Source organism: Pseudomonas entomophila (assembly GCF_029478665.1).
Lineage (GTDB): Bacteria > Pseudomonadota > Gammaproteobacteria > Pseudomonadales > Pseudomonadaceae > Aquipseudomonas > Aquipseudomonas entomophila_F.
This window is the reverse complement of the sequence record NZ_JARPQB010000045.1, coordinates 17,859-44,380: the sequence shown is the minus strand read 5'-3', so window position 1 is coordinate 44,380 and position 26,522 is coordinate 17,859. Positions and strand designations below refer to the sequence as shown.

22 protein-coding genes and 1 pseudogene are annotated in these 26,522 nt (G+C 63.5%); 8 read left to right on the top strand and 15 right to left on the bottom strand.

Annotated elements, in window-relative coordinates; translation table 11 throughout:
• Positions 1-594: 594 nt before the first annotated feature.
• From P5705_RS20665 to P5705_RS20645, 5 genes are all read right to left on the bottom strand, one after another.
• The gene (locus P5705_RS20665; protein WP_213657604.1) at positions 595-1,404 is read right to left on the bottom strand and encodes an OmpA family protein; all 810 of its coding nucleotides are present in this window, start codon (positions 1,402-1,404) and stop codon (positions 595-597) included.
• Positions 1,401-1,754 carry a DUF4398 domain-containing protein gene (locus P5705_RS20660; RefSeq protein WP_277462771.1) on the bottom strand — a complete coding sequence of 118 codons (354 nt, stop codon included), beginning with the start codon at positions 1,752-1,754 and terminating at the stop codon, positions 1,401-1,403. Before P5705_RS20660 ends, P5705_RS20665 begins: the two co-directional genes overlap by 4 nt.
• A gap of 9 nt (positions 1,755-1,763) precedes the next feature.
• Entirely contained in the window at positions 1,764-2,585 is an 822-nt protein-coding gene (locus tag P5705_RS20655) for a substrate-binding periplasmic protein (RefSeq protein ID WP_277462770.1), read from the bottom strand.
• 78 nt (positions 2,586-2,663) lie between these two features.
• A complete protein-coding gene (locus P5705_RS20650) occupies positions 2,664-3,593 on the bottom strand; it encodes an electron transfer flavoprotein subunit alpha/FixB family protein (RefSeq protein ID WP_277462769.1) in 930 nt (309 codons plus the stop codon).
• Entirely contained in the window at positions 3,594-4,343 is a 750-nt protein-coding gene (locus P5705_RS20645) for an electron transfer flavoprotein subunit beta/FixA family protein (protein WP_011534765.1), read from the bottom strand.
• A 542-nt stretch (positions 4,344-4,885) separates the two neighbouring features.
• Here P5705_RS20645 and P5705_RS20640 point away from each other — a divergent pair.
• Entirely contained in the window at positions 4,886-6,550 is a 1,665-nt protein-coding gene (locus P5705_RS20640; protein WP_277462768.1) for an electron transfer flavoprotein-ubiquinone oxidoreductase, read from the top strand.
• Between the two features lie 75 nt (positions 6,551-6,625).
• Here the strand turns inward: P5705_RS20640 and P5705_RS20635 are convergent, their stop codons facing one another.
• From P5705_RS20635 to P5705_RS20615, 5 genes and pseudogenes are all read right to left on the bottom strand, one after another.
• Positions 6,626-8,275 (bottom strand): hypothetical protein, encoded by a 1,650-nt coding sequence (locus tag P5705_RS20635; protein WP_277462767.1) that lies wholly within the window; start codon positions 8,273-8,275, stop codon positions 6,626-6,628.
• A gap of 151 nt (positions 8,276-8,426) precedes the next feature.
• A pseudogene (locus P5705_RS20630) lies at positions 8,427-8,738 on the bottom strand (type II TA system antitoxin MqsA family protein); the annotation flags it as partial.
• Between the two features lie 18 nt (positions 8,739-8,756).
• Entirely contained in the window at positions 8,757-10,082 is a 1,326-nt protein-coding gene (locus P5705_RS20625; RefSeq protein WP_277462766.1) for an MFS transporter, read from the bottom strand.
• A 69-nt stretch (positions 10,083-10,151) separates the two neighbouring features.
• Positions 10,152-10,637, bottom strand: a complete 486-nt coding sequence (locus P5705_RS20620; protein WP_277462765.1) for a histidine kinase — start codon at positions 10,635-10,637, stop codon at positions 10,152-10,154.
• A gap of 171 nt (positions 10,638-10,808) precedes the next feature.
• Positions 10,809-11,285, bottom strand: coding sequence for a sigma-70 family RNA polymerase sigma factor (locus P5705_RS20615; protein ID WP_277462764.1), 477 nt, complete (start codon positions 11,283-11,285; stop codon positions 10,809-10,811).
• Positions 11,286-11,498: 213 nt separating this feature from the next.
• On the opposite strand from P5705_RS20615, the gene P5705_RS20610 reads away from it, so the two are divergent.
• The 3 genes from P5705_RS20610 to P5705_RS20600 are packed head-to-tail and all read left to right on the top strand — an operon-like array spanning position 11,499 to position 16,047.
• Entirely contained in the window at positions 11,499-12,674 is a 1,176-nt protein-coding gene (locus tag P5705_RS20610; RefSeq protein WP_277462763.1) for an efflux RND transporter periplasmic adaptor subunit, read from the top strand.
• A gap of 1 nt (position 12,675) precedes the next feature.
• Positions 12,676-14,640, top strand: a complete 1,965-nt coding sequence (locus P5705_RS20605) for a MacB family efflux pump subunit (protein ID WP_277462762.1) — start codon at positions 12,676-12,678, stop codon at positions 14,638-14,640.
• 3 nt (positions 14,641-14,643) lie between these two features.
• A complete protein-coding gene (locus P5705_RS20600; RefSeq protein WP_277462761.1) occupies positions 14,644-16,047 on the top strand; it encodes an efflux transporter outer membrane subunit in 1,404 nt (467 codons plus the stop codon).
• Positions 16,048-16,166: 119 nt separating this feature from the next.
• Here P5705_RS20600 and P5705_RS20595 read toward each other — a convergent pair whose 3' ends face one another.
• Positions 16,167-17,789 (bottom strand): twin-arginine translocation signal domain-containing protein, encoded by a 1,623-nt coding sequence (locus P5705_RS20595; protein ID WP_277462760.1) that lies wholly within the window; start codon positions 17,787-17,789, stop codon positions 16,167-16,169.
• 148 nt (positions 17,790-17,937) lie between these two features.
• Here P5705_RS20595 and P5705_RS20590 point away from each other — a divergent pair, with 148 nt between their 5' ends.
• Positions 17,938-18,870: a siderophore-interacting protein gene (locus P5705_RS20590; RefSeq protein WP_277462759.1), complete on the top strand. Its 933-nt coding sequence runs from the start codon at positions 17,938-17,940 to the stop codon at positions 18,868-18,870.
• An 86-nt stretch (positions 18,871-18,956) separates the two neighbouring features.
• Here the strand turns inward: P5705_RS20590 and P5705_RS20585 are convergent, their stop codons facing one another.
• The 3 genes from P5705_RS20585 to P5705_RS20575 all read right to left on the bottom strand — a co-directional run bounded on the left by P5705_RS20585 (position 18,957) and on the right by P5705_RS20575 (position 22,559).
• Positions 18,957-20,351, bottom strand: coding sequence for an aspartate aminotransferase family protein (locus P5705_RS20585; RefSeq protein ID WP_277462758.1), 1,395 nt, complete (start codon positions 20,349-20,351; stop codon positions 18,957-18,959).
• A gap of 205 nt (positions 20,352-20,556) precedes the next feature.
• Complete coding sequence (locus P5705_RS20580) at positions 20,557-21,879, bottom strand: ATP-binding protein (RefSeq protein ID WP_277462757.1); 1,323 nt, start codon at positions 21,877-21,879, stop codon at positions 20,557-20,559.
• A complete protein-coding gene (locus tag P5705_RS20575; RefSeq protein WP_213657619.1) occupies positions 21,876-22,559 on the bottom strand; it encodes a response regulator in 684 nt (227 codons plus the stop codon). The genes P5705_RS20580 and P5705_RS20575 overlap by 4 nt, the downstream gene beginning before the upstream one ends.
• Positions 22,560-22,902: 343 nt before the next feature.
• Here P5705_RS20575 and P5705_RS20570 point away from each other — a divergent pair, with 343 nt between their 5' ends.
• The gene (locus P5705_RS20570; protein WP_277462756.1) at positions 22,903-23,283 is read left to right on the top strand and encodes a GFA family protein; all 381 of its coding nucleotides are present in this window, start codon (positions 22,903-22,905) and stop codon (positions 23,281-23,283) included.
• A gap of 29 nt (positions 23,284-23,312) precedes the next feature.
• Positions 23,313-23,873, top strand: coding sequence for a nucleotidyltransferase family protein (locus P5705_RS20565; protein WP_277462755.1), 561 nt, complete (start codon positions 23,313-23,315; stop codon positions 23,871-23,873).
• On the opposite strand, the gene P5705_RS20560 is transcribed toward P5705_RS20565, so the two are convergent.
• On the bottom strand, positions 23,870-24,310 hold the full coding sequence (locus P5705_RS20560) for an NUDIX hydrolase (RefSeq protein WP_277462754.1): 441 nt from the start codon (positions 24,308-24,310) through the stop codon (positions 23,870-23,872). The genes P5705_RS20565 and P5705_RS20560 overlap by 4 nt on opposite strands.
• Positions 24,311-24,484: 174 nt before the next feature.
• On the opposite strand from P5705_RS20560, the gene P5705_RS20555 reads away from it, so the two are divergent.
• Positions 24,485-26,509 carry an acyltransferase family protein gene (locus tag P5705_RS20555; RefSeq protein WP_277462753.1) on the top strand — a complete coding sequence of 675 codons (2,025 nt, stop codon included), beginning with the start codon at positions 24,485-24,487 and terminating at the stop codon, positions 26,507-26,509.
• Positions 26,510-26,522 lie beyond the last annotated feature (13 nt).

Here is a 26,522-nt window from a genome sequence, read left to right as displayed (position 1 = left end):
GGGCGGAAAGGTGACTTCGAGTCGCTATCGTAAATGGATATGCTTATATCTATAGATACCCACTTAACTTTGACTTTGACTTTCAAAGTATTGGCATTGAAATTCGTGAACATATCCATTCGCGATGGCGGCGCTGACTCACCTTTTCGCCTTTACGGCGACCTTCTTTTGCACGCGGGCAAAAGAAGGCAAAAACCGCTGGCTCCATTCATACGGCCCCTACGCTTCGCTCCGGGGTTCCCTCACTCCGGCCTTGCTCCCGCGTGGACGCACTGAAGGGCCATCCATGGCCCATCAGTGCTCGACGGGCATCCATGCCCGTCGCCCCGCTACGCAAGTCCTACGTTCGGCCTCCTGAAGTCGCATTTGGCGGCGCCTGAAATATCGCGCACTTAAAAGCAAGATCAAGATCAAGATCAAGATCAAGATCAAGATCAAGATCAAGATCAAGATCAAGATCAAGAAATTTGAAGTTAGTTGTCAGACTAGTAGTTATCTATTGGTCATTCCGGCCCATTCGCGGGCAAGCCCGCCCCCACAGGAACTATGCACGTCCTGTGGGAGCGGGCTTGCCCGCGAATGAAAAGACTAAGTTCAACGCGCCGGAGCGAGCTTGCCCTTGTCATCGGAGAAGACGATCTCGACCCGACGGTTCTGCGCCCTGCCCCGCTCCGAGGCATTGGCCTCCACCGGATACTGGTCGCCATACCCCTCAACCTGGATACGCTTCTCGTCGACCCCAAGGTCGACCAGCATGTCGGCAACCGACTGAGCACGATCACGGGACAGCTTGAGATTATCTTCCGGGTTGCCAGTGCTGTCGGTGTAACCCTCGATACGCACCACCCGACGCGGATTGAGCTGCAGGAACTGCACCAGCTTGAGCACGGTTCGGCTGGCAGAGTTCTTCAGATCCGCCTCCCCCGTGTCGAACAGCACATCACCGAGGGTCATCACCAAGCCACGGTCAGTCTGTTCGGATGCCAGCGCAACAATCTGCGCCTCGACCCATTTGCCCTGCTGCTGAACACTGGCGAGCTTGGCTTCGCGCAAGCCCAACTGCAGACGCTGGCGCTCGAGGTCGAGCTTGGCCAGGCGCTCCTGGTTCAGCGCCAGCTTGGCATGCTCACCGGCAATTTCGCTGTAGCGCTGGCTCAGGTAGGCATAGTGACGCACGTCGCTGCCCGTGCCGATATAACCGGCCAGGCGCTCCGCACGCCCCAGCGACTCACCTGCGCGAATCACATCGCGCGGTGCGCTGCGCAGTACATTGGAATCGTCCTTGACCTTCTGGAACGCTGTGCTGGCGTCATCCAGCGCCGACTCGCTGCGCTGACTGGCGCAGCCCTGCAGTCCGACCAGCGCCAGCAAGGCCAGCGCAGCCATGGGCTTCAGACGGTTCATGGCTGCACCTCCAGCTGCTTGCGCAAACGCTTGATCCGCGACTGCATCACCTGCAACTGCTCCTCGCTCTTCTGGGTCAGCACACGAGCCTCGGCCAGACGCGCGTCCAGCTCAGCCTGCTCGGCGCGCATGCGCGCATCCCGGTAGCTGTCGGTGGCCATGTTGGCCTTGGCCCGCGCCAGCTTGTCTTCGGCCAGTTTGTACTCAGGCACCTGGTCAGTGGCACCGACTGCCTTGGCCTGTTCCAATGCCTGCTCGGAAAGACGCAGTTGCTCATGGGGCGCCGGGTCGTTGGCGCAGCCGGCCAGGCCGAACACGACCAGGGCAAGAATAAGAGGTTGGATTCTCACGCAATCTTCCTACTGTTTAGGGGCGTCCAGCGGCGCCTGCATCTGTGCCTTCCAGCGCTCGACATTGCGCTGCAGCACGGCCTCGGTCGCCCCGGAGATCGGCAATTCTGTCAGTTTTTTCGCCAGTTGTCCGCGCAACCAGCTGTCGTTGCAGGCCGAGTTGTGCGACACCGCCAGATACAGGCCTGGGCGGTCTACTGGCAGGCCACGGGCGACCAAGTCTTTACCCACGCCCAGGCTCTGGGCCATGGCCATGCCCGAGTACCGGCCCGCCAATACATAGTCGACCTGGCCGAGCACCAGCTTCTGGAATGCCTGGGTGAGATTCTGCGCTGGCTCCAGCTTCAGCTGAGCCTTGGCGAACGCCTCGAAAGCCGGGGTCAACCGGGCCTTTTCCGATAAGCTGCCCCGATAATGCGCCAAGTCCGCTGGCCCTTCGAACGTCAGCGTCGCGTCATGCCGCGTCCACACCAGGTATTCATTGAGCTGCAACGCCGGGTGGATATAGTCCAAGGCTGTCAGTTGGGCGACCTGCATGGGCGTGTCGAGCAGCAGGTCCATGCGCCCGCTGCGCACTTCCTCCAGCGCCTGGTCACGCCGACCGGCATGCAGTACCTCCACCTTCACCCCCAGCTCGCTCGCAGCCTGGCGCAGCAAGTCGACGTTGGCGCCGATCAGGTGCTTCGGATCGCTCGGGTCCTGCCAGGAATATGGCGGCGCATCCGGGCTGCCCGTGGCCACCAGACGCTCGCATTTGCCCACCGCCCACACCGAGGTCGATAGCAGCGCCAGCGCACAGGCCAGCATCCCCTTGCTCGAGCGCAACGCCATGAAACACTCCTTGCATCCATAAAAAAAGCCCGGCCCTCATGATGAGGGCCGGGCTTCTTTATAAGTGAAGCCGCCGGATCAGACCAGCTTTTCCAGCTCCGGAACCGCTTCGAACAGGTCGGCGACCAGGCCGTAGTCGGCTACCTGGAAGATCGGCGCCTCCTCGTCCTTGTTGATCGCGACGATCACTTTCGAGTCCTTCATGCCGGCCAGGTGCTGGATCGCGCCGGAAATACCGACGGCGATGTACAGTTGTGGCGCGACGATCTTGCCGGTCTGGCCGACCTGCATGTCGTTCGGCACGAAGCCGGCATCGACCGCGGCGCGCGAGGCGCCGACTGCGGCGCCGAGCTTGTCTGCCAGGGCGTACAGGTGCTTGAAGTTGTCACCGTTGCCCATGCCGCGGCCACCGGAAACGACGATCTTGGCGGCGGTCAGCTCAGGGCGGTCGGACTTGGCCAGCTCTTCGTTGACGAAGGCCGACTTGCCGGCATCGTGAGCGGCAGCGACCGCTTCGACCGCGGCCGAACCACCTTCGGCGGCCACGGCGTCAAAGCCGGTGGTACGCACGGTGATGACCTTGACCGCGGCGCTCGATTGCACGGTGGCAATGGCGTTGCCGGCGTAGATCGGGCGCTTGAAGGTGTCGGCGGATTCGACCGCGATGATCTCGGAGATCTGGTCGACATCCAGCAGCGCGGCGACGCGCGGCAGGATGTTCTTGCCGTTGGTGGTGGCCGGAGCCAGCACGTGGCTGTAACCCTTGGCCAGCTCGGTTACCAACGGCGCGACGTTTTCCGGCAGGGCGTGGGCGTAGGCCGCGTTGTCCGCGACCAGCACTTTGGCCACGCCGGCGATCTTGGCGGCGGATTCGGCGACGCCACCGACGTTCTGGCCAGCGACCAGCACGTGCACATCACCACCAATCTTGGCGGCGGCAGCGACAGTGTTCAGGGTGGCCGGAGCTACGGCACCGTTTTCGTGTTCAGCGACAACCAGGATAGTCATTTAGATTACCTTCGCTTCGTTCTTCAGCTTCTCGACCAGTTCGGCCACCGACTTGACCTTGATACCCGCGCTGCGGGCGGCAGGCGCTTCGACCTTGAGGGTCTTGCTGGTGGAGGCGAGGGAAACGCCCAGCGCGTCTGGAGTGACGGTCTCCAGCGGCTTCTTCTTGGCCTTCATGATGTTCGGCAGCGACGCGTAGCGTGGCTCGTTCAGGCGCAGGTCGGTGGTGACGATGGCTGGCAGGTTCAGCGCAACGGTCTGCAGGCCGCCATCGATTTCACGGGTGACGTTGACCTTGTCACCGGCGACTTCGACCTTGGAGGCGAAGGTACCCTGGGCGTAGCCAGTCAGCGCCGCCAGCATCTGGCCGGTCTGGTTGTTGTCACTGTCGATGGCTTGCTTGCCGAGGATGACCAGCTGTGGCTGCTCTTTATCGACAACGGCTTTCAGCGCCTTGGCCACGGCCAGGGAGCTCAGTTCGTCAGCGGCTTCGACCAGGATGGCGCGGTCGGCACCCAGGGCCAGGGCGGTACGCAGTTGTTCCTGCGCAGCGGTCGGGCCGATGCTGACGACGACGATTTCGCTCGCCACGCCCTTCTCTTTCAGGCGGACGGCTTCTTCCACGGCGATTTCGCAGAAGGGGTTCATGGACATCTTGACGTTTGCAAGGTCAACGCCGGAGTTGTCCGCCTTGACGCGAACCTTGACGTTGTAGTCGACCACTCGTTTGACAGCTACAAGAACCTTCATGGATTCCTCGTTACTCTCCGGTGAAAAGAAGATCGCCTGGGGGCTGCCCGGCGAATGCGCGTGGGTACAAGGGCACCTCTAAAAACGTTCCGGGGCGGGAAAATTTCAAGTGACCGATCAGTCCTGTCGCGACCTTGGGTTCGAAAACCCTCGGGTCATTTTCTGTCGTGGCGTGTAGACTCCACTACAAAGCCTGATTCGGCCCGCAAACCCTGCTCCACGCCTGGTCTTTAGGGGTGCACCTGCGCCCGACGGTCAGCCTACGGCGAGCGTAAAAGCGCTCGTATCTTGACCGTAACACCCAATCCGGTCAATACGGCAAATTGGCCACCCTCCAGCCGCGTACCTTTGATTTTACTGGGCTCCGGCAAATTCAAACAAACGTTTGTATTGGACCCGCCAAGTGGTGTAGATATAATGCGCGGCCAAGACAAGACGGTGTAGTCCGTCATCCACGAAGCTACAGCAGCCGCACGCCGTGCATGACCGTCAAGCACCCATAAGACAAGCAACAGCGATGAGCCTTGAGTAGGAGAGAACCAGTGGAACGCGAATACATGGAATTCGACGTGGTCATCGTCGGCGCAGGCCCGGCGGGCCTGTCCGCCGCCTGCCGCCTGAAGCAGAAGGCCGCCGAAGCCGGTAGCGAGATCAGCGTCTGCGTGGTCGAGAAAGGCTCCGAAGTCGGCGCCCACATCCTCTCCGGCGCGGTGTTCGAACCCCGCGCCCTGAACGAACTGTTCCCAGACTGGAAAGAACTTGGCGCGCCGCTGAACACCGAAGTGAAGCGCGACGACATCTATGTGCTCAAGGATGCCGGCAGCTCGACCAAGGTCCCCGACCTGTTCGTGCCCAAGACCATGCACAACCAGGGCAACTACATCATCTCCCTGGGCAACCTGTGCCGCTGGCTGGCCCAGCAGGCCGAGAACCTGGGCGTGGAGATCTACCCGGGCTTCGCCGCGCAAGAGGCGCTGTTCGATGAAAACGGCGTAGTCCGCGGCATCGTCACCGGCGACCTGGGTGTCGACCGCGAAGGCCACCCGAAGGACGGCCTGTACACCCCGGGCATGGAGCTGCGCGCCAAGTACACCCTGTTCGCCGAAGGCTGCCGTGGCCATATCGGCAAGCAGCTGATCAAGCGCTTCGACCTGGACAATGAGTCCGACGTCCAGCACTACGGTATCGGCCTCAAGGAAATCTGGGAAATCGACCCGGCCAAGCACGAGCAAGGCCTGGTGGTGCACACCGCCGGCTGGCCGCTGGACGTGATCAGCAAGGACAACACCGGTGGTTCGTTCCTCTATCACCTGGAGAACAACCAGGTGGTGGTCGGCCTGATCGTCGACCTCTCCTACGCCAACCCGTACCTGTCGCCGTTCGACGAGTTCCAGCGCCTCAAGCACCACCCGGTGATGGCCCAGTACCTCGAAGGCGGCAAGCGCATCAGCTACGGTGCCCGTGCCATCTGCAAGGGCGGCCTGAACTCGCTACCCAAGATGGTGTTCAATGGCGGCGCACTGATTGGTTGCGACCTGGGCACCCTGAACTTCTCCAAGATCAAGGGCAGCCACACCGCGATGAAGTCCGGCATGCTCGCCGCCGAAGCGGTGGCCGACGCACTGATCGCCGGCAGCGAGGGTGGCGACCAGCTCAATGGCTATGTCAGCGCCTTCAAGGCCAGTTGGCTGCATGAAGAACTGTTCGCCAGCCGTAACTTCGGTCCGGCCCTGCACAAGTTCGGCCCGCTGTTCGGCGGCGCGTTCAACTACGTCGACCAGAACTGGTTCGGCGGCAAGCTGCCGTTCACCCTGCATGACACCAAGCCGGACTACGCCTGCCTGAAGCTGGCGGCGGACTCGAAAAAGATCGACTACCCGAAACCGGACGGCAAGCTCAGCTTCGACAAGCTCAGCTCGGTATTCCTCTCCAGCACCAACCATGAAGAGGAACAGCCCTGCCACCTGAAGCTGACCGACCCGAGCATCCCGATCGCCAGCAACCTGCCGCTGTACGACGAACCGGCACAGCGTTACTGCCCGGCCGGCGTGTACGAAGTGGTCACCCAGGAAGACGGCAACAAGCGCTTCCAGATCAACGCGCAGAACTGCGTGCACTGCAAGACCTGCGACATCAAGGACCCAGCCCAGAACATCACCTGGGTCACCCCTGAAGGCGCGGGTGGGCCGAACTACCCGAACATGTAAGCGTCGTCCTGATGGCAACAAGAAGCCCCCTGGCCCGTGAGGCCGGGGGGCTTTTTCATGTCCGGGGCTCCGGCTTCATGACTTGTACATAACCTTGGTATCCGTGGTGTCCAACCCTAGTTGTTCAAGCCGCTCGAGGACATGCCCAAGGCACTGCCCACCATCCGGCTTGTAATGACCCGAGGCATCGTTGACCAGACCCAGGATGTCGCTCACCGCATTGCTGGTGGTCATTCTGTCGATCCGCATCTCACCCGCACATACCACCGGCTGACCACCACCTAACTGACTGTGCCTGGTATAGCCCGAGCGATCCAGGGATTGGTCCCAGTACTTGACGAGGATGCTTTTCTGCGGGGTATAGACCCAAGTGTAAGAGTCCTCGGGACCATTGGGCCGCAAGTGAACCAACCTGCCACTCTTGAGTTCATAGGCCAGTACCTGCCCCCTCTCCTCACCAATCAGCTGGCAGACACCTTCGATGGTTTCAGGCTGATAGCTGCGCCACTTCAGCACATCGATCAACCATTGTTGCAACTGTACTGGATAGGTGTAGCCGGAAAAATCCAGCGGCACCCTGGAATCAGCTGTGTGCCAGTCCAGCCAGTTCACCCTGCCCTGCCATGCCACACCTTTCTTCGCCTCGATCCAGCGGTTGTCGCTGCCCATCACACGGTTGCCCAGCTCACCATTGACCTCAAGCCCCAGCAACTGCATCTTCCAGGCCGGCCCATACCCACCAGCACTGGCCTGATAGAGTTCGACCGTGTGCAGCTCATCGGCATAGATCACTTGGCTCTGGAACATCTTCGCCAGGTCGACTTCGACGGTGAAGTGCGCCCCGCGCTCAAAATTGGCGGCCAGTGGCTGACGGTACTGGCCGCCATTGATCGAAAAGGAAATGCTATCGCCCGTTCCGGCGCTGAAAGCATCTGAGACCGAGAGGCGCACGATCAGCTTGTTGACGGCCATGCTGGGGGACCGCCCACGCTTGGGAGTTTGCGGCAACTGCACTCGCCAGCTATCGGATGGCTGTTCGACGCCAGGTTGTTGAAGCCAGACCTCATTCGAGGTCTGCGCACTATGTAACGTACGGGTTCCGTCGCCATAGAGGAGCTCACCGGAAGCAGACAGGCACCAACGGTCATCTTGCGCGGCAACCACCTTGCCACATACCCCCAGCCCCAGCACCTGCCCCGTAGTGACATTGACCAACTGGCCATCCTTGAAGGTCCACAGCATCGCCTTGGGGTCCGGGTTGACCGCCATGCAGACACCCTCCTGATCTGCCATCAGGAAGTCATGTCCATTGGTCAACGCGAAGGGGATTCCACTGGGCAGCCCGTTCACGGGCGCGTCCCCGCCAGCACTCCCGTCCAGCGATTCCAGCAGCGTGAACTCGACCGTCTGCTCACGTCTCGAACGATCGATCAAGTGAAAGGCGTGGTTATTGGCAGCCACCTTTATATCGCTGATATGACGAAAGTCATGTAGAGGGTGCACGCCGGTAAGCTGCTTGCCATCACCATAAACCACGACCCAGGCTTGATCGTGGTGGCGCAAGGGTTCCAACACACACGCCAGGCTGCGCCCCCAGCGGATAACCGGTGTCATGGCTTTAGCGCTGGGGGCTGATTCTGAGTGATCCGAAGCGGAAAAAAACATTTGCGGTGGAAGCGCCGGCAGCTCGGCCTGCGTCATCCAGACAATATTGAAACTGGACATGAAAAGCGTCTCCTGACTGTATGAACGGAAGGCTCCGTCCACGATCAGTCGAAACTACGCGCTCTTCGCTGAGGGATGCTGCAGGCGAACGGAACTGCAAGCATTCAACATTTCAGTCAATTGCGTAGGACAACCGACGACCCCCGATATGTCAGGCAGCCTTGACCTCCTCGAACAACCCTGGATGTCGATCGAGCAGTTTGAACATTTTGATCAAGGCCAGTGGTGGCTTGGTCTTGCCGTTCTCGTAACGGGAAAAGGCATTGACGCCGCCGCCAAAAATCTCACCGGCTTCACGCTGATCGAGGCCGAATTTCCGGCGAACAGTGGCAATGAAACCGGGGTCTACAGCCATGGCATTGACGCGTTGATTGAATGCGCGCATTTCAGCGTTCACTCGTCGGGCCACCGGCACCGTCATGATTGCTTCGTCGCATGCCGAGCAGAACCCGGCCCTCAGCCCTACACCACCCTTACGGCCTCATTTGTCACCACACATGATCGGCATCGACTCCGCACCGAACACCAACGGTTCCCGACGCCCGAAATACAACGCCGTCAGCAACCCCACCACGCCCATGGCAAGACAAAAACCGACACACACCCACGGGCTCCACGGCATCAGCGCAATCAAAGCCAGCGGCGTGGTGCTCGCCCACAGCGCATAAGCGACGTTGTAGGTGAAAGAAATCCCCGACACCCGAATTTCAGCCGGGAACAACCCGACCATCACCGACGGCACCACCCCCACCACGCCACAGGACAACCCGGCCAGGGCATAGGCCAGCCAGGTCACACCCCACTGCTCCACCAGGCTGGCATAGAGCGCAGCAATCCCCAGCGGCAGCAGCAGGCTGTAGATCATCAGCGCACGCCAGGCGCCGATACGGTCGACCAGCAAACCAGCCAGCACGCAACCGACATTAAGGAAGACGATACCCACGCTGCTGAGGGCGAAGGTGTGCCCGGCGCTCATGCCGAAACGCTGCTGCATCACCGTCGGGGTGATCACCACCAGCACCACCACCGCCGACGTCAGCACGCAGGTCAGCAGCGCCGCGGGGATCAACGACCGGCGATGCTCGCCCAACACCTTGCGTAACGGGAATGCCACCGGACGCGCCTGACGCTCGCGCAGGGCCAGGAACACCGGTGTCTCGCTGAGCCAGCGGCGCAGCCAGACACCGATCACACCGAACACGCCACCCAGCAGGAACGGATAACGCCAGGCGTAATCGAGAATTTCCTGGGGCGTGTAGAGCTGCGCCAGCAAGGTCGCCGTCAGTGCCCCCAGCAGGTAACCGAAGGTCAGCCCGGCTTGCAGGAAGCCCAGCGCATAGCCGCGCCGTCCAGCCGGAGCATGCTCGGCGACGAAGGTCCAGGCGCTGGGTACCTCGCCACCCACGGCGGCGCCCTGGAGGATACGCAGCGCCAGCAGGATCAGCGGCGCGGCATAACCGATGTCGGCGTAGGTGGGCATCACGCCGATCAGCAGGCAGGGCAGCGCCATCATCAGGATGCTCAGGCTGAACACCCGCTTGCGCCCCAGATGATCGGCGAAGTGGGCCATCAGGATCCCGCCCAGCGGCCGCGCCAGGTAACCCGTGACAAAGATTCCGAAACTCTGCAGCAGGCGCAGCCACTCCGGCATCTCGGGCGGAAAGAACAGCTGGCTGAGGGTCAGGGCGAAGAACACGAAGATGATGAAATCATAGATTTCCAGGGCTCCGCCCAGCGCCGCCAGGCCCAGGGTCCGGTGGTCGCCGCGGCTGAACCGGGGCGCACGGGCGGTATCGATGGCAGTCATGACAGGTTCCGAAACTTGGCAAAAGGCCAGAGGATAGCAAATGCCGAGGGCATGGAACCGCAGGATGGCTCAGGACGGACGGCCAAACACTGTCTGGGCGAAGTTCATTCGGCGCTTGGGGTAACCGTTGCCACCGGCCAGGCTCGGCGGCAATGGTATCTCACCCACCCGTAGCGGCATGTCGATAATCGCCATGAAGGTTTCCATGGCTTGGTTGTCGGGCACACCGGGCAGGCTGATGCTCACGGCCTGGCGCTCGCCCGCCGGCACGGCAGGAATCTTCAGTTTCAGGGAGTGGTAGAGCAAGGCATGCTGGATCTGCGCACTGACCCGGCAGAAACGCGCCAGGTCGACACCCGCGTGGCTGGCCAGCTCGATGTTGCCGACCAGCAGATTGAACGGCTGCAGGGCACTGTGCACCAGACGCTGCAGGTCGTCGAAGCTCTCCACCGGGGCGATGCGGTAGTAGCCCAGGCCATTGAGCAGTTTCTCCAGCTGCAGCCGCTGGTCGGGGTGCTCATCCGCGATGAGGATGCGCAAGGTCTTGTTCGGCATCGTCCGGGCCCAGCCAGCAAGGTTATGAATGAGGCTCCATGACCGAACTGCGCCCGTGAAGGCAAACGTCAGGCGCAGCGCCTGAGCGGGGTCTTTATTGATAGTTGCCTTGAAACATCCAGAAATCAAGTTGCCACTACAGGAAATTTTCACCCGTGCTTCACGGGCTGTTCAGGATTCCCAGAGACGCATGCGCACGCGGCAGTGCTTCATGGCATTGACGATGTGCTTTTCCACCAGGCTGCGAGAGATACCCAGGCGCTCGGCGATCTGCTGGTGGGACAGACCGTCGATCTTGCGCAGCAGGAAGCTGTCGCGGCATTGCACACTCAACTCATTCAGGGCGCGCTGCATCAAGGCCAGACGCTGGTCGAGCTGCATGCCCTGTACAGGGGCCGGGCTGTGCCAGCGCTCGTCGCTGTCGAGTATTTCCAGCGGCTCGGCCTGGCGGATCTGCTGACGGCGATGGCGATCGACCACCAGGTTCAGGGCCGTGCGGTAGAGGAAAGCGCGCGGATGTTCGATCTGCTCGCCTGCGCTACGCTCCAGCACCCGCAGGTAGGCGTCATGGGCGACATCCTCCGCGGCCTGGCGATTGCCCAGGCGTGCGGAAAGGAAGCTCACCAATTCGCGATAGTAATGTTCCACGACGGCACCTGGCGTTTCCCTGCACACGCACTGACCTGCAGGGCGCGGGTCTGGATGATATCAACGTGCGATCTTACAAATTATAATTATTCTCAGCAACACGGAGTTCAGCCACCACCGCCGTTAAATCGCCCTGCCCGGCATTCGTTTAACTGGCACCCCCGGGAACGTGCCCCTGCCGTCCTCGGCCACTCCCTCCGGCTGGAAGTCCGCATGACTCGCACATCCAACACCCGCCGCCTGGTCTGCGCCACACTGGGCCTGCTCGGCCTGGGCAGCCTGCTGGCCTGGAAGGCCCTGCCCTTCGGCGGCGCCCCCGTCAGCACCGTGCCGGTGACCCGCGCCGACATCGAAAGCAGCGTCACGGCATTGGGCACCCTGCAACCCCGGCGCTATGTCGATGTCGGCGCCCAGGCGTCCGGACAGATCCGCAAGCTGCATGTGGAAGCCGGCGATGAAGTGCGCCAAGGCCAGTTGCTGGTCGAGATCGACCCCTCCACGCAGCAGGCCAAGCTGGACGCCGGACGCTTCTCGATCGAAAACCTCAAGGCCCAGCTCGCCGAGCAACGCGCCCAGTTCGTCCTCGCCCAACAGCAGTACCAGCGCCAGCACGACCTGGCCGCCGCCGGCGCCACACGCCAGGAAGACCTGCAGGCAGCCCAGGCACAGCTGAAAGTGACCCAGGCGCGTATCGACATGTACCAGGCCCAGATCCGCCAGGCCCAGGCCAGCCTGCGCAGCGACGAGGCGGAGTTGGGCTACACCCGCATCTATGCCCCAATGGACGGCACCGTGGTGGCGGTGGACGCCCGCGAGGGGCAAACCCTCAACGCCCAGCAGCAGACGCCCTTGATCCTGCGCATCGCCAGACTGTCGCCGATGACCGTCTGGGCCCAGGTCTCCGAGGCGGACATCGGCAAGGTCAAACCCGGAATGACCGCCTACTTCACGACACTGGCCGGCGGCAAGCGGCGCTGGAGCAGCACCGTCAGGCAGATCCTGCCGATCCCGCCCAAGCCACTGGAGCAGTCCAGCCAGGGCAGCGGCAGCCCGGCCAGCGCCACGGCCGGCACCAGCGCCAGCAAGGTGGTGCAATACACCGTGCTGCTGGATGTCGAGAACCCCGACGGCGCCCTGATGGCCGAAATGACCACCCAGGTGTTCTTCGTTGCCGGCCAGGCCAGCCAGGTGCTCAGTGCCCCGCTGGCGGCACTCGACGAAACGCCCGGCAGCGAACTGCGCCTGGCCCAGGTGCTGAACGCCGACGGCAAGGTCGAGGCGCGCCAGGTGCGCACCGGGCTGAGCGACCGGCTGCGCGTGCAGATCCTCGACGGCCTGCGCGAAGGCGAACGCCTGGTCATCGGCGCGCCTACCGCCAGCGGAGGCTGACATGAGTGCCCCCCTGATCGAGCTGAGCGATATCCGCAAGGCATATGGCGGTATCGATTCGCCCAAGGTGGAAGTGCTGCGTGGCATCAGCCTGAGCATCCACCCCGGCGAATTCGTCGCCATCGTCGGCGCCTCGGGCTCCGGCAAGTCCACGCTGATGAACATCCTCGGCTGCCTCGACCGCCCTACGTCCGGCAGCTACCGTTTCGCCGGCCGCGATGTGGCGGAGCTGGACAGCGACGAACTGGCCTGGCTGCGCCGCGAGGCGTTCGGCTTCGTGTTCCAGGGCTACCACCTGATCCCCTCGGGCTCGGCCCAGGAGAACGTCGAGATGCCGGCCATCTACGCCGGCACGCCACCCGCCGAGCGCCACGCTCGCGCCCTCGGCCTGCTCGAGCGCCTGGGCCTGGCCAGCCGCACCGGCAACCGCCCGCACCAGCTTTCCGGCGGCCAGCAACAGCGCGTGTCGATTGCCCGGGCCTTGATGAACGGCGGCCATATCATTCTCGCCGACGAACCCACCGGCGCCCTGGACAGCCACAGTGGCGCCGAGGTCATGACCCTGCTCGACGAACTGGCCAGCCAGGGCCACGTGATCATCCTCATTACCCACGACCGTGAAGTGGCGGCGCGCGCGCAACGCATCATCGAGATCCGCGACGGCCAGATGGTCAGCGATTCGGCCGCCGCGCAACCCGCGCCGACGCGACCCGAGCAATTGCAGGCCAACGACCTGCGCCAGCGCCTGGACCGCGGCGCCAACCTCGAGGGCGCCTGGAAAGGCGAGATGATCGAAGCCCTGCAGGCCGCCTGGCGGGTCATGTGGATCAACCGCTTCCGCACCGCCCTGACCCTGCTCGGCATCATCATCGGCGTGGCCTCGGTGGTGGTCATGCTGGCGGTGGGTGAAGGCAGCAAGCGCCAGGTGATGGCGCAGATGGCGGCGTTCGGCTCCAACATTCTCTACCTCAACGGCAAGCGTGCCACCACGCAGGAGCCAGGCGGCATCGTCACCCTCGACGATGTCGCGGCCATCGGCGAACTGCCACAAGTCCTGCATGTCATGCCGGTGATCGGTGGCCAGTTGATGGTTCGCCAGGGCAATAGCAGCCAACGCTTCTATGTCGGCGGTAACAACACCTGGTTCCCCGCCATCTTCAACTGGCCGGTGGTCGAAGGCACGTTCTTCAGCGAGGCCGACGAAGCCAGCGGCGCGGCAGTGGCGGTAATCGGCCAGAAGGTGCGCAACAAGATGTTCGGCGAAGGCAGCAACCCGCTGGGGCAGTACCTGCTGATCGGCAACGTGCCGTTCCAGGTGGTCGGCATCCTCGCGGCCAAGGGCGCCAGTTCCGGCAGCGAGGACAGCGACGAGCGCATCGTCGTGCCCTACTCCGCCGCCTCCATTCGTCTGTTTGGCAGCCAAGACCCGGAATACGTGGCCATCGCCGCCATCGATTCGCGCCGGGTGAACGAGACCGAAGCCGCCATCGACCGCCTGCTGCGCCAGCGCCACCAGGGCAAGCACGACTTCGAACTGACCAACGACGCCGCGCTGATCCAGGCCGAGGCCCGCACCCAGAACAGCCTGTCGCTGATGCTCGGGGCGATCGCCGCGATCTCGCTGCTGGTCGGCGGCATCGGGGTGATGAACATCATGCTCATGACCGTGCGTGAACGCACCCGCGAGATCGGCATCCGCATGGCCACCGGCGCCCGTCAGCGCGACATCCTGCGCCAGTTCCTCACCGAGGCGGTGATGCTGTCGATGGTCGGCGGCGTCACTGGCATCGGCATCGCCCTGCTCGTTGGCGGCGGCTTGCTGCTGGCCGACATCGCCGTGGCCTTCGCCCTGCCCGCCATCCTCGGCGCCTTCGCCTGCGCGGTGATCACCGGCGTGGTGTTCGGCTTCATGCCGGCGCGCAAGGCCGCCCGCCTCGACCCGGTCAAAGCCCTTACCAGCGAATAGCCCATGACAATTCCCAGCCGTATCAGCCTGCTGAGCCTCAGCCTTTGCCTCGCCGCCTGCAGCACTCCACCGCCACCTGCGACGGGCATCGACGCTCCGCCTACCTGGCAAGGCATGACCGACCCGACGCAGCCCTTGCCGGATCAGCAATGGTGGCAGGCGTTCGCCAGTGCCGAACTGGATCGCCTGGTCGAGCGCGCCCGCCAGAACAGCCACGACCTTGCCGCCGCAGCGGCGCGGGTGCGCCAGGCCCAGGCCAGCGCGGTGATCGCCGGGGCACCACTGTTGCCCGAAGTGCAGTCAGGCCTGGATGGCTCCCGCCAGCGCTTGTTGCGTGGCGAAGGCAACGACCAGCTCGACGCCAGCAGCCGCGAGCGCACCAGCACCTCGTTCGGTGCTCGGTTAAGCGCCAGTTACGAAATCGATTTCTGGGGCGGCCTGCGCGCTGCCCGTGACAGTGCCCTGCGCAACCTCGACGCCAGCCGTTTCGATCGCCAGACCGTGGAGCTGACACTGGTCGGTGCCGTGGCCGACAGTTACTTGCAGGGCCTGGCCCTGGAGGAGCAACTGCGCATCGCCCGCCTTAACTTGGAAAACGCCCGGGATGTACTCGGGCTGGTCGAGGCCCGTGAACGCTCGGGCTCGGCCACACGCCTGGAGCTGGCCCAGCAACGCAGCCTGGTGGCAGCCCAGGAACGCCAGGTCCCGCTGCTCGAGCAACGCCGTCAGGACAACCGGGTGACCCTGGCCACACTGCTGGGTGATCCGGTGCAAGCCCTGCCCACCAGTGCCGAGACGATCGACGCGCTGCGCTGGCCCGGCATCGGCAGCGGCGTGCCCAGCGAACTGCTCGGGCGACGCCCGGACATCGCCGCCGCCGAGGCGCGCCTGGCGGCGGCCAGCGCCAACGTCCAAGTGGCCAGGGCCGCCATGCTGCCGCGCCTGGTGCTAGGGGCGACCCTTGGCAGCGGCGCACGCACCTTCGCCAACCTCGGCGACAGCCCGTACTACACCCTCACCGCCGGCCTCACCGCGCCCATCTTCAACAATGGCCGGTTGAGCGCGGCCCGTGACCTGGCCCGCGCCGAACAAGAAGCGCTGCTTGAGACGTACCGAACCAGCATCCTGGCGGGCTTCGCCGATGTGGAAAAAGCCCTGAACGCCATCGGTGGCGTAGAGCGCCAGCGCCAGTGGCAGGATCAGGAAGTGGAGCAGGCGCGCCTGGCCTTCGACCTGGCCCAACGACGCTATGCAGCCGGGGCCGAGACCCTGCTGACAGTCCTCGAGACCCAGCGCACGCTCTACCTGGCACAGGATCAGCAGGCACAACTGCGCCTGGCGCGACTACAGGGGAGCGTGGCGTTGTACAAGGCGCTGGGGGGAGGATGGCAGGCGCCGAAGGCGTGAGAATCCGCAGCGCCCCTCTGTGAGGGCATCGCCCTCTTGCACAGCCGGGCTACCGATGTTCGCCGGCAAGCCGGCGCCTACGGGGATCTGTAGGAGCCGGCTTGCCGGCGAATGGGCCCTCAGGAAAGGATGTTCTTCATCGACAGGTGGCGCGCATACCAAGGCCGCTGCGGCACCTTGCGCAGGAACCCGTCGATCTTGTCGTCCTCGCCAAAGGTGATGCGCAAAGCCAGCTTCATGGTCTCGACGTCCATCTCCACCGACTTGCCCGGGCGCATGCCGGGCTGGGTGCTGCAACCATGGGTGTCCGGCCCCAGCCAAGGGTCGTCGACCTCCACCCAGCGCCCCGGCGCGAACCAGGGCACGCCATTGACCTCCTGCCGGCGTACCTGGCCTGGGTGATAGCGCTCGTGAGCACGGAACCAGTCGTCGATACGGTCGTCGATCCAGCCGTGGAAGCCCCAGAACACCGGGTTTACATGGGACGAGAACGGGTCGCCGAGGAAGTCATTCTCAGGCCCGAACCAGCGCGCGGCGAAGTCCGCCTGGTCGCGGGCAAACGGCACGGGCGCGGCATTGTTCGGATCGCGCGGCACCGACGCCCAGCACATGTGCAACCAGTCGTGCAGGGTCATCTCCAGCTCGGAACCGAACGCCCCCAGCGACAGCTTCGACAGGTACACCGGGTCCTGGTACTGCGACTCCCAGACCTGGAAGTTGCCGCAAAACGTCTCGTTCGCCTTGATTGCCGATACCCACTGGCCATAGGCATCGTCGCCCGGCGCCTGCCAGGCCGGCGGCACGCAATAGCCATCGTGGTTGTCGTGGTAACGGGCAAAGCCCTGGCGATCGAACTCGACATTGGGTTGCGGCAGCGGAAAGCGCGGCCAGGAAGGCAAATCCTGCAAGGTACGCGCGTACATCAGCATGTGCCGGTGCATGAACAGGAAGTCGATGCCGGAACCATTGCGGTGCTTGCGCGGGCCACGGGCGTCACGCTCGCGATCCCTTGGGCCGGGCTGCCAGCCCAGGCCGCGCAGGGCATTCTGTTTCTGGTCCGACAGGCGATGCCATTTGTCCCGGGTCGCGTGCCACAGCTGGTGGAACAACCGGTGCTCGGCACCGATCACCCAGGCCTGCATCTGCGGGTTGTAGACGATGCGCTCGCGGGCCTCGGGGAACAGGCGCTTGACCGCGACGAAGCGGTTGTCCAGCAGGGGCATGGTCAACGGGCGGTCCAGGCGCTGCAAGCGCCCGCTCAAGGTGCCCGTGCCGGCATTGGCGAAACGGCCCCACACCTCGTCCAGGCTGGCCACGCATTCGTAGACCGAGCGGCCGCGCGTGTCGACCAGGCGCCAGCGCACTTCACCCGAGCTGGCGCCGACCAGGTCGCCCAGCACGCGGTAGGCCGGCTCCCCGTCACCGCGCAGACGCTCACCGGTATCGACGTAACCGCGCAGGCCACGCCCCTTGGTGGCCACATCGAAAAACACCTCCAGGCCCTTGGCGGGCAACCCCTCCATGCCGGCGTCGGCGCCTTCGAGGCGCAGGTCCCAAACGCCACGCAAGCGATCCGCCAGCACTTGGCCGGAATAGTCGGCCAGCTCGACGCTCGCCTCGCCGGGCGTGACGATGTCGTCCTCCGGGTCATGGGTCAGCTTCTTGTGCGCGTAGTAGGCAGCCGTGCCCGTGGCGCCCGCCACGGCCAGGCCCGCGATGAATCCTCGTCGAGAAATTGTCATTGCGCCTCAGTCCATTCCCGCCATGCTGCGGTGTCTATCCAAGCTAGGACGTAGGCTGGGGCGGAAAATTTAGCGCCAGCCGGGCAAGCCTAATTCAAGCCCGCGCGGACTCGTCTGATCAGTACCCCCTACCGACAGAGGTACGACCATGACCTCCCTGCTTTCCCGGTTGATTCGCCCCACCAAGGCGACCCCCTACCGGATCTTCGATGTCGACCTGAAAGCCATCGAGCCCCTGACCCCATCCCTGTGCCGCTTCATCTTCAGCGGCCCGGAGGTGGCGCAGATGAACACCCTGGCCCCGGACCAGCGCATCAAGCTGTTCTTCCCGACACCCGCCGGGCAACCGCCATGCCTGCCCAAGAATGGCCAGTGGCAACAGGCGCGTCGCGACCTTGCACCTCAAGACACACCCCCCATGCGCACCTACACCATCCGTGCCCTGCGCCGTGAAGCCTGCGAGGTGGACGTGGATTTCGTGCTGCATGGGGTGAACGGGCCGGCGTCGGCCTGGGCGACCCAGGCCAGGGTCGGTGATCGCCTGCAGATGGTCGCCCCGAACCTGGCGTATATGGAGGATCCTGGAGGGTATGAGTGGAAGCCGCCGCGCAGTGCCCAACGCATCCTGCTGGTGGGTGACGAAACCGCCCTGCCAGCCATTGCAGGCATCCTCGAGCACTTGGCGCAGGACGCCGCGGACCTGCCCGTGGAAGCGTTCATCGAGGTGCCGCTGGAAGAGGACTGCCTTGCCCTTTGCCACGGCCCTGCCACCCGCCTGCACTGGCTGCCCCGCGATCTGCTGCGCTGCGACCACGGTCAGGCGATGCGCCATGCCGTGCGCGAACTGGCCAGCCTGCCCGGCGTCCGCGCCAGTGGTTCGGTGGAGTTGGAGGATGTGGATATCGACCAGCGTATTCTCTGGGAGCTGGCCAGTGGTGAAGGCAGCGATTTCTACGCCTGGATCGCCGGCGAGTCGGCGACGGTGATGGATATTCGCCGCTTCTTGATCAAGGAGCGCGGCCTGCCACGGGAAAGCCTGACACTGATGGGCTACTGGCGCGACGGCCGCACGTTCGATTGATGCACCTTCCTGTAGGAGCCAGCCTTGCTGGCGAACGGGAACACCGCCGTTCGCCAGCAAGGCTGGCTCCTACAGATTGCATGCAATCAGCCGACCGCGGCAGCCACGGCCTCGGCAAACCGCCCGGCGACCTCGTCGACCTGCTCGGCACTGATGATCAGCGGCGGCAGGAAACGCACCACCGCGCCATGCCGCCCGCCCAGTTCAAGAATCAACCCGCGCCGCAAGCACTCACGCTGCACCTTGGGCGCCAATGTCCTGCAAGCCGGTGGATGGCCCAACGCATCGACCTCGCCTGCCGGATCGACCAGTTCGACACCGAGCATCAACCCACGCCCACGGATATCCCCCAGTTGCGGGTAATCCCGCTGCAAGTGCTGCAGGTGCCCACGCAGTCGCTGCCCCATGGCTTCGGCATGCTCGCAGAGGCGGTGTTCAACCAGGTAGTTCATCACCGCCGACCCCGCCGCCATGGCCATCTGGTTGCCCCGGAACGTACCCGCATGGGCACCCGGCGACCATTTGTCCAACCAGTCGCGGTAGACCATCACCGCCAGCGGCAGGCTGCCACCGATGGCCTTGGACAACGTGACCACGTCCGGCACGATCCCGGCATGCTCGAAGGCGAACATTTTCCCGGTACGGGCGAAACCACTCTGGATCTCGTCGACGATCAGTGCCACGCCGGCCTGCTCGGTGATCCGCCGCAGGCCGCGCAGCCATTCGATATCGGCCGGGATCACGCCACCCTCGCCCTGCACCACCTCGACGATCACCGCCGCCGGCAAGGCCACGCCGGCCTCGGGGTCGTTCAGCAGGTTCTCCAGGTAGTGCAGGTTGGCACGCACGCCCGCCTCGCCGCCCAGGCCGAACGGGCAACGATAATCGTAGGGGTACGGCAGGAACTGCACGCCATTGCTCAACAACGCCCCCAACGGCTTCTTCGGCCCCAGGCTGCCCATCAGGCTCAGGGCGCCCTGGGTCATGCCGTGGTAGCCGCCCTGGAACGCCAGCACGGTGCTGCGCCCAGTGGCGGTGCGCACCAGCTTGAGCGCCGCTTCCACGGCATCGGTGCCGGTGGGGCCACAGAACTGGATCTTCGCCTCGCGGCGCAGGGGTTCGGGCAGCAGGCCGAACAGGTCCTGGACGAACTGATCCTTGACCGGCGTGGTCAGGTCCAGGGTGTGCAGCGGCAGCTCATCGGCCAGCACGCGCTGGATCGCCTCGACCACCACCGGGTGGTTGTGCCCCAGGGCCAAGGTCCCGGCGCCGGCCAGGCAGTCGATGAACTGACGGCCCTCGACATCCTCCACGTGAATGCCCCGGGCGCGCTTGAGCGCCAGCGGGATACGCCGGGGGTAGCTGCGGGCATTGGACTCCTGTTGCTGCTGGCGCAGCAGCAGCGGCGAGTCCGCGAATTCGTACAGGGCCTGGGGCGCGGAGGCCGGCAGCGCCTGGGCAAGGCTGGAAACGGTCGACATCGGAAAAGTCCTCGCAAGCAAGCGAAAGTGCCCGCCACGCGCCCTGGAACCGGATGTGTGTCGGGTAGTCATCGCTTGGAAAACGCTTCAGCGAGGAAAGGATTTAGCGGCTGGCGCAGGATTTGTGATGCCTTTGACCGGGTGCCTGGCGCCAGACCTGTAGGAGCCGGCTTGCCGGCGAAAGGGCCAGAGCAGGCTACACCGCTCAAGCGCCCGAACGCGCCGGCACCTGCAACCTCACCCGCAAACCATCGACCTGGCTGTCGAAGCGCAGGCTTCCCGCGCAACGCTGGACGATTGCCTGGACAATCGCCAACCCCAGCCCGCAACCACCACTCTGGCCATTGCGCCAGAAACGCTCGGTCAGGTGCTGCAGGTCCTCCTGCGCGATGCCTGGCCCATGGTCACGCACCAGGAAGTCCACCTGCCCCTCCAATGCCTGCACCTCCAGCTCCACCGCCGCATCGCCACCATGGCGCAAGGCGTTGTCCAGCAGGTTGCGCAAGGCCGCCACTGCCAGCGGCGCCGGCATCCCCAGGTAGACCTTGGCGGCATCCTCCGGCAAGCGCAGCAGAATGCGCCGGTTGTCACCCCCACCGGCATCCTGAATCGCCTGCAACGCCACCTGCTCGGCGCTGCACTGCACGCCATCGTCGAACGACAGGCTGCCCTCGACCCGCGCCAGCATCAGCAACTGCTCCAGCGTGCGGTGCATGCGATCTGCCCCCTGCTCGGCATGCTCCAGGGCCTGCTCGCGCACCGTGCCGTCGGTCATCCTCGCCACTTGCAGGTGGGTCTTGATCGCGGTCAGCGGGCTGCGCAGCTCGTGGGCGGCATCGTCGGTGAGGCGGCGCTCGCGCTCGATGGTCTGGGCGATGCGCAGGAACAGCTGGTTCTGGGTATCGAGCAGCGGTTGCAGCTCGCTGGGCAGGCCGGCCACCTGCAACGGCTCGACACTGTCCGCGCGCCGCCTGCGCAAGGCGTCACGCATGCGGTTCAGCGGCTCCAGGCCCTTGCCCAGGCCAATCCACAACAGCCCCAGGCTGCCCAGCAGGGCCATCAGCACCGGTGCCGACGCCGCCAGCAGGATCGACTGGTTCAGCGCCTCGCGCTCCTGGTGGCGGTCGGCGGTGGTGATGCGCACATCGCCGTGGTTGTAGGTGAAGGTTCGCCATGAGGCCCCGTCGATGGTCTGGTCGCGGAAACCGCTGCGCTGGTCGTCCATCGTGCCGTCATGCTTGTGGTTGCTGGCCAGGATCTCACCGCGCAGGGAGCTCACCTGGCAGGCCATGCCATCCGGCACGCTGAACTGGTCCGCAGAGAAATGCGCGTCCTGCCCCTTGGCCGTCAAGGGTTGCGGCAACTGATCGATCAGCCCGGCGACCATGCGCGCCGACGCCACCAGGCGTTGGTCGAGGGAGAACATCATCTGCTGGCGCAGGTCGCGCAGCATCCACGCCGCCGCCAGCACCCAGATAATGATGAAGGCGCTACCCAGGATCAGCGACAGACGAACGCGCAAGCTCACGACGACGCCTCCTGCGGCGCCTGCGCCGGCCCCAGCCGGTAGCCCAGGCCACGCACGGTCTCGACGATGCCGTTACCGAGCTTGCGGCGCAGGTGGTGGATATGCACGTTGAGGGCGTTGCTCTCGACCTCGTCGCTGAAGCCGTACACGCAATCTTTCAATTGCTCGCTGGACAGCACCCGCCCCGGATTCTGCAGCAGCGCCTGGAGCAGCGCCTGCTCGCGCCGCGACAAGTCCACCGGCGCGCCGGCCAAGGTTGCCACGCAACTGCTCGGGTCGTAGCACAGCGGCCCATGCTCGATCACATTGACCGCCCGCCCCGCCACCCGTCGCAGCAAGGTGTGCAGGCGCGCCGCCAGTTCGCGCAGGTCGAACGGTTTGAGCAGGTAGTCATCGGCCCCCGCCTGCAACCCGTCGACTCGGTCGGTGACCGCGTCGCGCGCGGTCAGCACCAGCACCGGCAGGGTCTCGCCCTGCTGGCGCAGGCGGCGCAACAGTTTCAGGCCATCCTCGTCGGGTAGCCCCAGGTCAAGGATCATCACGTCGAACTGCGCGGCCTGGAGCATCTGCCGCGCCTGCGACGCGCTCGCCACCCGGTCCACGGTCAGGCCCTGGGCCGAAAGCCCGGCGCAGATGCCGCTGGCGATCAGGTCGTCGTCCTCGCAGAGCAGAACGTGCATGGGGAAGTCTCCTGGGGTGGGGAAGCTGGCATTGCACAGGATGGTGATTAAGGGGGGATTATGACCCTTGGCGCGGGATTCGTCGTGGGGGGTGCCGTATTGGCGCACTGTAGCCTTGCAGCGCGGTTGGGATCGAGCGCCGCTGCGCGGATGAATCCGCTCCTACACACAGGGCATGATTGTCCGCCTTGTTGGTACAACGCTATATTTCGAGCTGGCAACCCTGGCCTGTAGGAGCGGATTCATCCGCGATGCGCCGCGCAGCGGCGCTCAATCTCAACCGCGCCACAACCGCTTCGTCGAGCCCCTCGCAAGCGCCATGCTCAAGGCTGGAAATGATCAAATGAGCGATATCTATCAAGGCAGCTGCCTGTGCGCGGCGGTACGCTATGAATTGCAGACCGCGCCAAAGGCGGTGAGCCATTGCCACTGCAGCCAGTGCCGCAAGGGCCATGGTGCGCTGTTTGCCACTTACGGCAGCGTTCCCCGTAGCACGTTGCAGATACTTGAAGGGGCTGACTGCCTCACCGAATACCCCTCTTCCGAGTCAGTACTGCGCACATTCTGCGCACGTTGCGGATCGTCCTTGTTCTGGTCGTGCTCACAGGGCGAGTTCGCCGACTGGATTTGCGTGGCGTTGGCTACGCTCGATACACCGTTCACGCCGCAGAAGGAGAAACACATTCATCTCGACTCAGCGGTTCACTGGTACCCACACACCTGAGCGCACGTCACCGGACAAGGATGAACGACATGGTTTCGCTGACCCACGAGCGGGTATTGGAAATCGCCCTGGAGAACACCACCAACCGCGCGTTGCTCGCGCTGCTGCCTGTGCTGGACCTGCCCAACTGCATGCTCACGGCGGGCTGCCTGTTCCAGACGTTCTGGAACGTCCGCTCGGGTCAAGCAACTGATTGGGGCATCAAGGACTACGACATCGCCTACTTCGATGAAGACCTGTCGTGGGAAGCCGAGGACCGGGTGATCGCCCGGGTTCGTGACGCTTGCGAACACCTTGGGGTCAATGTGGAAGTGCGCAACCAGGCCAGGGTTCATCTCTGGTATGAAGCCAAGTTCGGAGCGCACTATTCGCCGTTGAAATCGGTGACCGAGGGGATAGACCGCTACCTCATCCGTTCGACTTGCCTCGGCGTGGATGTGGGTACTGGTGAGTTGTACAGCACTCACGCCCTCGATGACCTGCAGGATGATGTGTTGAGCATGAACGATCGCAACCCGCAGCCGGTACTGTTCAGGAACAAGGCCGACAGCTATCGGAAACGGTGGCCTTGGCTGAAGATCGCCAGCTAGGCCAATACCTGGCCTTGCCAGATTCCCTTCGCTGTCAGCGCCTCACACAAATAGGCCAGCGCCCGCTGAAAGACGGGATGACAGTCCGCGTAGGGCAACTGGCCGAGTGGTGCCCAGAAAAACTCGAAAACGTGGCCATGGTCGTCCAGGGTCTGATGAGACCATTGCTCGGGCAGTCCCGCCTGCGCCTGGCACAGTTGGAACGACCAGATCTGATCGAGGTGTCCGGACGCCCAGCAACCCAGGTCGTCCTTGATCATTGCGGCATCGATACCCGACTCCTCCGCCAACTCGCGCAACGCGGCCTCATTTGGTGTCTCGCCCTGTTCGATGGTGCCCTTTACCAGCTGCACCCCGGCCAAAGGATGGCGAAACAGCAGTATTCGGGGCTGTGGGGTGGATGAGAGCACTACGGCACAAGCCTTGTCTGGCAGCATGGCGACGCCCTTTTCGGCAATGATGGCCGGCCATCATACGTCCCAGCGCGCAAGCCGACCTGTAACCCTGGATGGATGCCACGAGCGAGCCACTGCCAAGCACTCGATATCACTGTAGAATCTCGCCCTTTTGGCAGACCGCCAGACGATTTGCCGGCGCTCCGGAAGGTACCCATGAGCAAAACCCAGCACTCCCCCGCTTCAAGTGGCTTCAGGACCGACATCAATGGCTTGAGAGCCTGGGCTGTCGTCGCCGTGATGTTCTACCACTTTGGCGTGTCCGGCTTTGAAGGTGGTTTCGTCGGCGTCGATATCTTTTTCGTGATATCCGGATTCCTGATGACCTCGATCATCGTGTCCGGCCTGGAAAGCCGTGACGGGTTCTCGCTGTTGAAGTTCTACCTCGCTCGGGCAAAGCGAATACTCCCGGCGCTGATAGTGCTCTGCGCCTCGCTGCTGGTGTTTGGCTGGTTCTTCCTGGTACCGGGCGACTACAAGACCTTGGCGTACCACACGGTTTCGGCACTGACCTTCAGCTCCAATTCGAGATTCTGGCAGGAGGCCGGGTATTTCGATGTGGCATCGTATGACAAATGGTTGTTGCACACGTGGTCACTCTCGGTCGAGTGGCAGTTCTACCTGATATTGCCGCTGCTCCTGTTGGCGGTATGGAAAATACGCCCCGGGCGCCTCGGCATACTGGTTGTGCTCTCGACAGTACTGGCAGGCTCACTGGCTGCCTCCCTTGTTTTTTCACCCCTCTTCCCTTCAGCCTCTTTCTACCTGCTCCCCATGCGGGCATGGGAAATGCTGTTCGGCAGCCTGGTGTTCCTGATCGGAGCACAATTCCCTATCGGCCTGCGAACTGCAAAGTATCTCGAGCGTGCCGGGTTTGTGCTCATTCTCTACTCGATTACCTTGATCGACCCCAGCGTAACCTGGCCAGGCTGGCATGCGCTCATTCCGGTGCTGGGAACATCGTTCATCATTGCTGCCGCCAATCAAGGCTCGCTGTTCACGCGGAGCAAGGCCTGCCAATGGCTTGGTGATCGCTCGTACTCTCTTTACCTCTGGCACTGGCCCATCGTTGCGGCCCTGGTATTCCTTGAGCTGCGCCAGGATGTCGTGGCCACCGCGACAGGCTTGAGTATCACCCTGCTGCTGGGTCACCTGTCGTACGTTGCAGTAGAACAGCCATCCAGAACGCTTTTCACCCACCTGGGCACAGCCAAGGCCTACCTGGCCATTTTCGCGCTCTTGCTGCTAACCGCGATCCCGAGCCAGCTCATCAAGCATGAAGAAGGCGTGCCGAGCAGGGCGCTTGCCCAGCGGGTCGATAGCATCATGCGGGAAAGCGCGGTCAGGAACCCAAGGCTCACCGAGTGTTTTGTCAACGCCACCAAAAACAAGGTGACCAACGCCCAATGCACCTATGGCGGAAACGAACTGGGCGCCATTGTTATCGGCGACAGCCATGCCGCTTCAATTGTCCGCGCGGTGGAACGATCACTCCCGTCCAAGAACCTGAACGTGCTGGATTGGGAGCTGCACAGTTGTGCAACTATCCTGGGGCTCAAGCTCTCCACCGACCCGAACAATACGTGCAGTGAATTCTTGGCCCTGGCGCTGGACAAGCAGAAGACGCTACCTGCGAACGTCCCCCTCATCATTGTCAATCGGCAGTCTGTCTATCTGTTTGGTCCGAATGAACCTGACAGACAGGGTGAGGTCGCTGTCCCGCTTTTCTACATCGACAAACCGTACCCATCGGTGTCCCCTGAGTTCCTGGCCCACATGCGAGAAGGGATGATCAATACCGCCTGTGAGTTTGCCAAGACTCGACCGGTTTATTGGGTGCGTCCAATCCCGGAGCTGAAGATCGACGTACCGAAAACCATGGTCCGGCGAACGATCATTCCGGGTGGAGAAAAACGCGTATCCATCAGCCTCGATGAATACATGCAGCGCAACGCGTTCGTGTGGGAGGCACAGGATGCAGCCAGCAAGCAATGCGGTGTCAAAATCCTGGATCCGCTTCCCTACCTGTGCAGCGATGGAAGGTGTTTTGGTGACCACGAAGGCATGCCGATCTACGTCGATGACGATCATTTGAACGAACATGGCGGCGACGTCTTGATCCCCATGTTCTCTGAAGCGCTCAAGCCCCACACTGAGCAGCAGATGGCCACACACCCTTGATGCAACCACCGTG

Coding starts and splice junctions, on each gene's coding strand:
- P5705_RS20665 (WP_213657604.1), bottom strand. CDS start 1,404: ATGAACCGTCTGAAGCCCATGGCTGCGCTGGCCTTGCTGGCGCTGGTC.
- P5705_RS20655 (WP_277462770.1), bottom strand. CDS start 2,585: ATGGCGTTGCGCTCGAGCAAGGGGATGCTGGCCTGTGCGCTGGCGCTG.
- P5705_RS20650 (WP_277462769.1), bottom strand. CDS start 3,593: ATGACTATCCTGGTTGTCGCTGAACACGAAAACGGTGCCGTAGCTCCG.
- P5705_RS20645 (WP_011534765.1), bottom strand. CDS start 4,343: ATGAAGGTTCTTGTAGCTGTCAAACGAGTGGTCGACTACAACGTCAAG.
- P5705_RS20635 (WP_277462767.1), bottom strand. CDS start 8,275: ATGTCCAGTTTCAATATTGTCTGGATGACGCAGGCCGAGCTGCCGGCG.
- P5705_RS20625 (WP_277462766.1), bottom strand. CDS start 10,082: ATGACTGCCATCGATACCGCCCGTGCGCCCCGGTTCAGCCGCGGCGAC.
- P5705_RS20620 (WP_277462765.1), bottom strand. CDS start 10,637: ATGCCGAACAAGACCTTGCGCATCCTCATCGCGGATGAGCACCCCGAC.
- P5705_RS20610 (WP_277462763.1), top strand. CDS start 11,499: ATGACTCGCACATCCAACACCCGCCGCCTGGTCTGCGCCACACTGGGC.
- P5705_RS20605 (WP_277462762.1), top strand. CDS start 12,676: ATGAGTGCCCCCCTGATCGAGCTGAGCGATATCCGCAAGGCATATGGC.
- P5705_RS20600 (WP_277462761.1), top strand. CDS start 14,644: ATGACAATTCCCAGCCGTATCAGCCTGCTGAGCCTCAGCCTTTGCCTC.
- P5705_RS20595 (WP_277462760.1), bottom strand. CDS start 17,789: ATGACAATTTCTCGACGAGGATTCATCGCGGGCCTGGCCGTGGCGGGC.
- P5705_RS20590 (WP_277462759.1), top strand. CDS start 17,938: ATGACCTCCCTGCTTTCCCGGTTGATTCGCCCCACCAAGGCGACCCCC.
- P5705_RS20585 (WP_277462758.1), bottom strand. CDS start 20,351: ATGTCGACCGTTTCCAGCCTTGCCCAGGCGCTGCCGGCCTCCGCGCCC.
- P5705_RS20575 (WP_213657619.1), bottom strand. CDS start 22,559: ATGCACGTTCTGCTCTGCGAGGACGACGACCTGATCGCCAGCGGCATC.
- P5705_RS20570 (WP_277462756.1), top strand. CDS start 22,903: ATGAGCGATATCTATCAAGGCAGCTGCCTGTGCGCGGCGGTACGCTAT.
- P5705_RS20565 (WP_277462755.1), top strand. CDS start 23,313: ATGGTTTCGCTGACCCACGAGCGGGTATTGGAAATCGCCCTGGAGAAC.
- P5705_RS20560 (WP_277462754.1), bottom strand. CDS start 24,310: ATGCTGCCAGACAAGGCTTGTGCCGTAGTGCTCTCATCCACCCCACAG.
- P5705_RS20555 (WP_277462753.1), top strand. CDS start 24,485: ATGAGCAAAACCCAGCACTCCCCCGCTTCAAGTGGCTTCAGGACCGAC.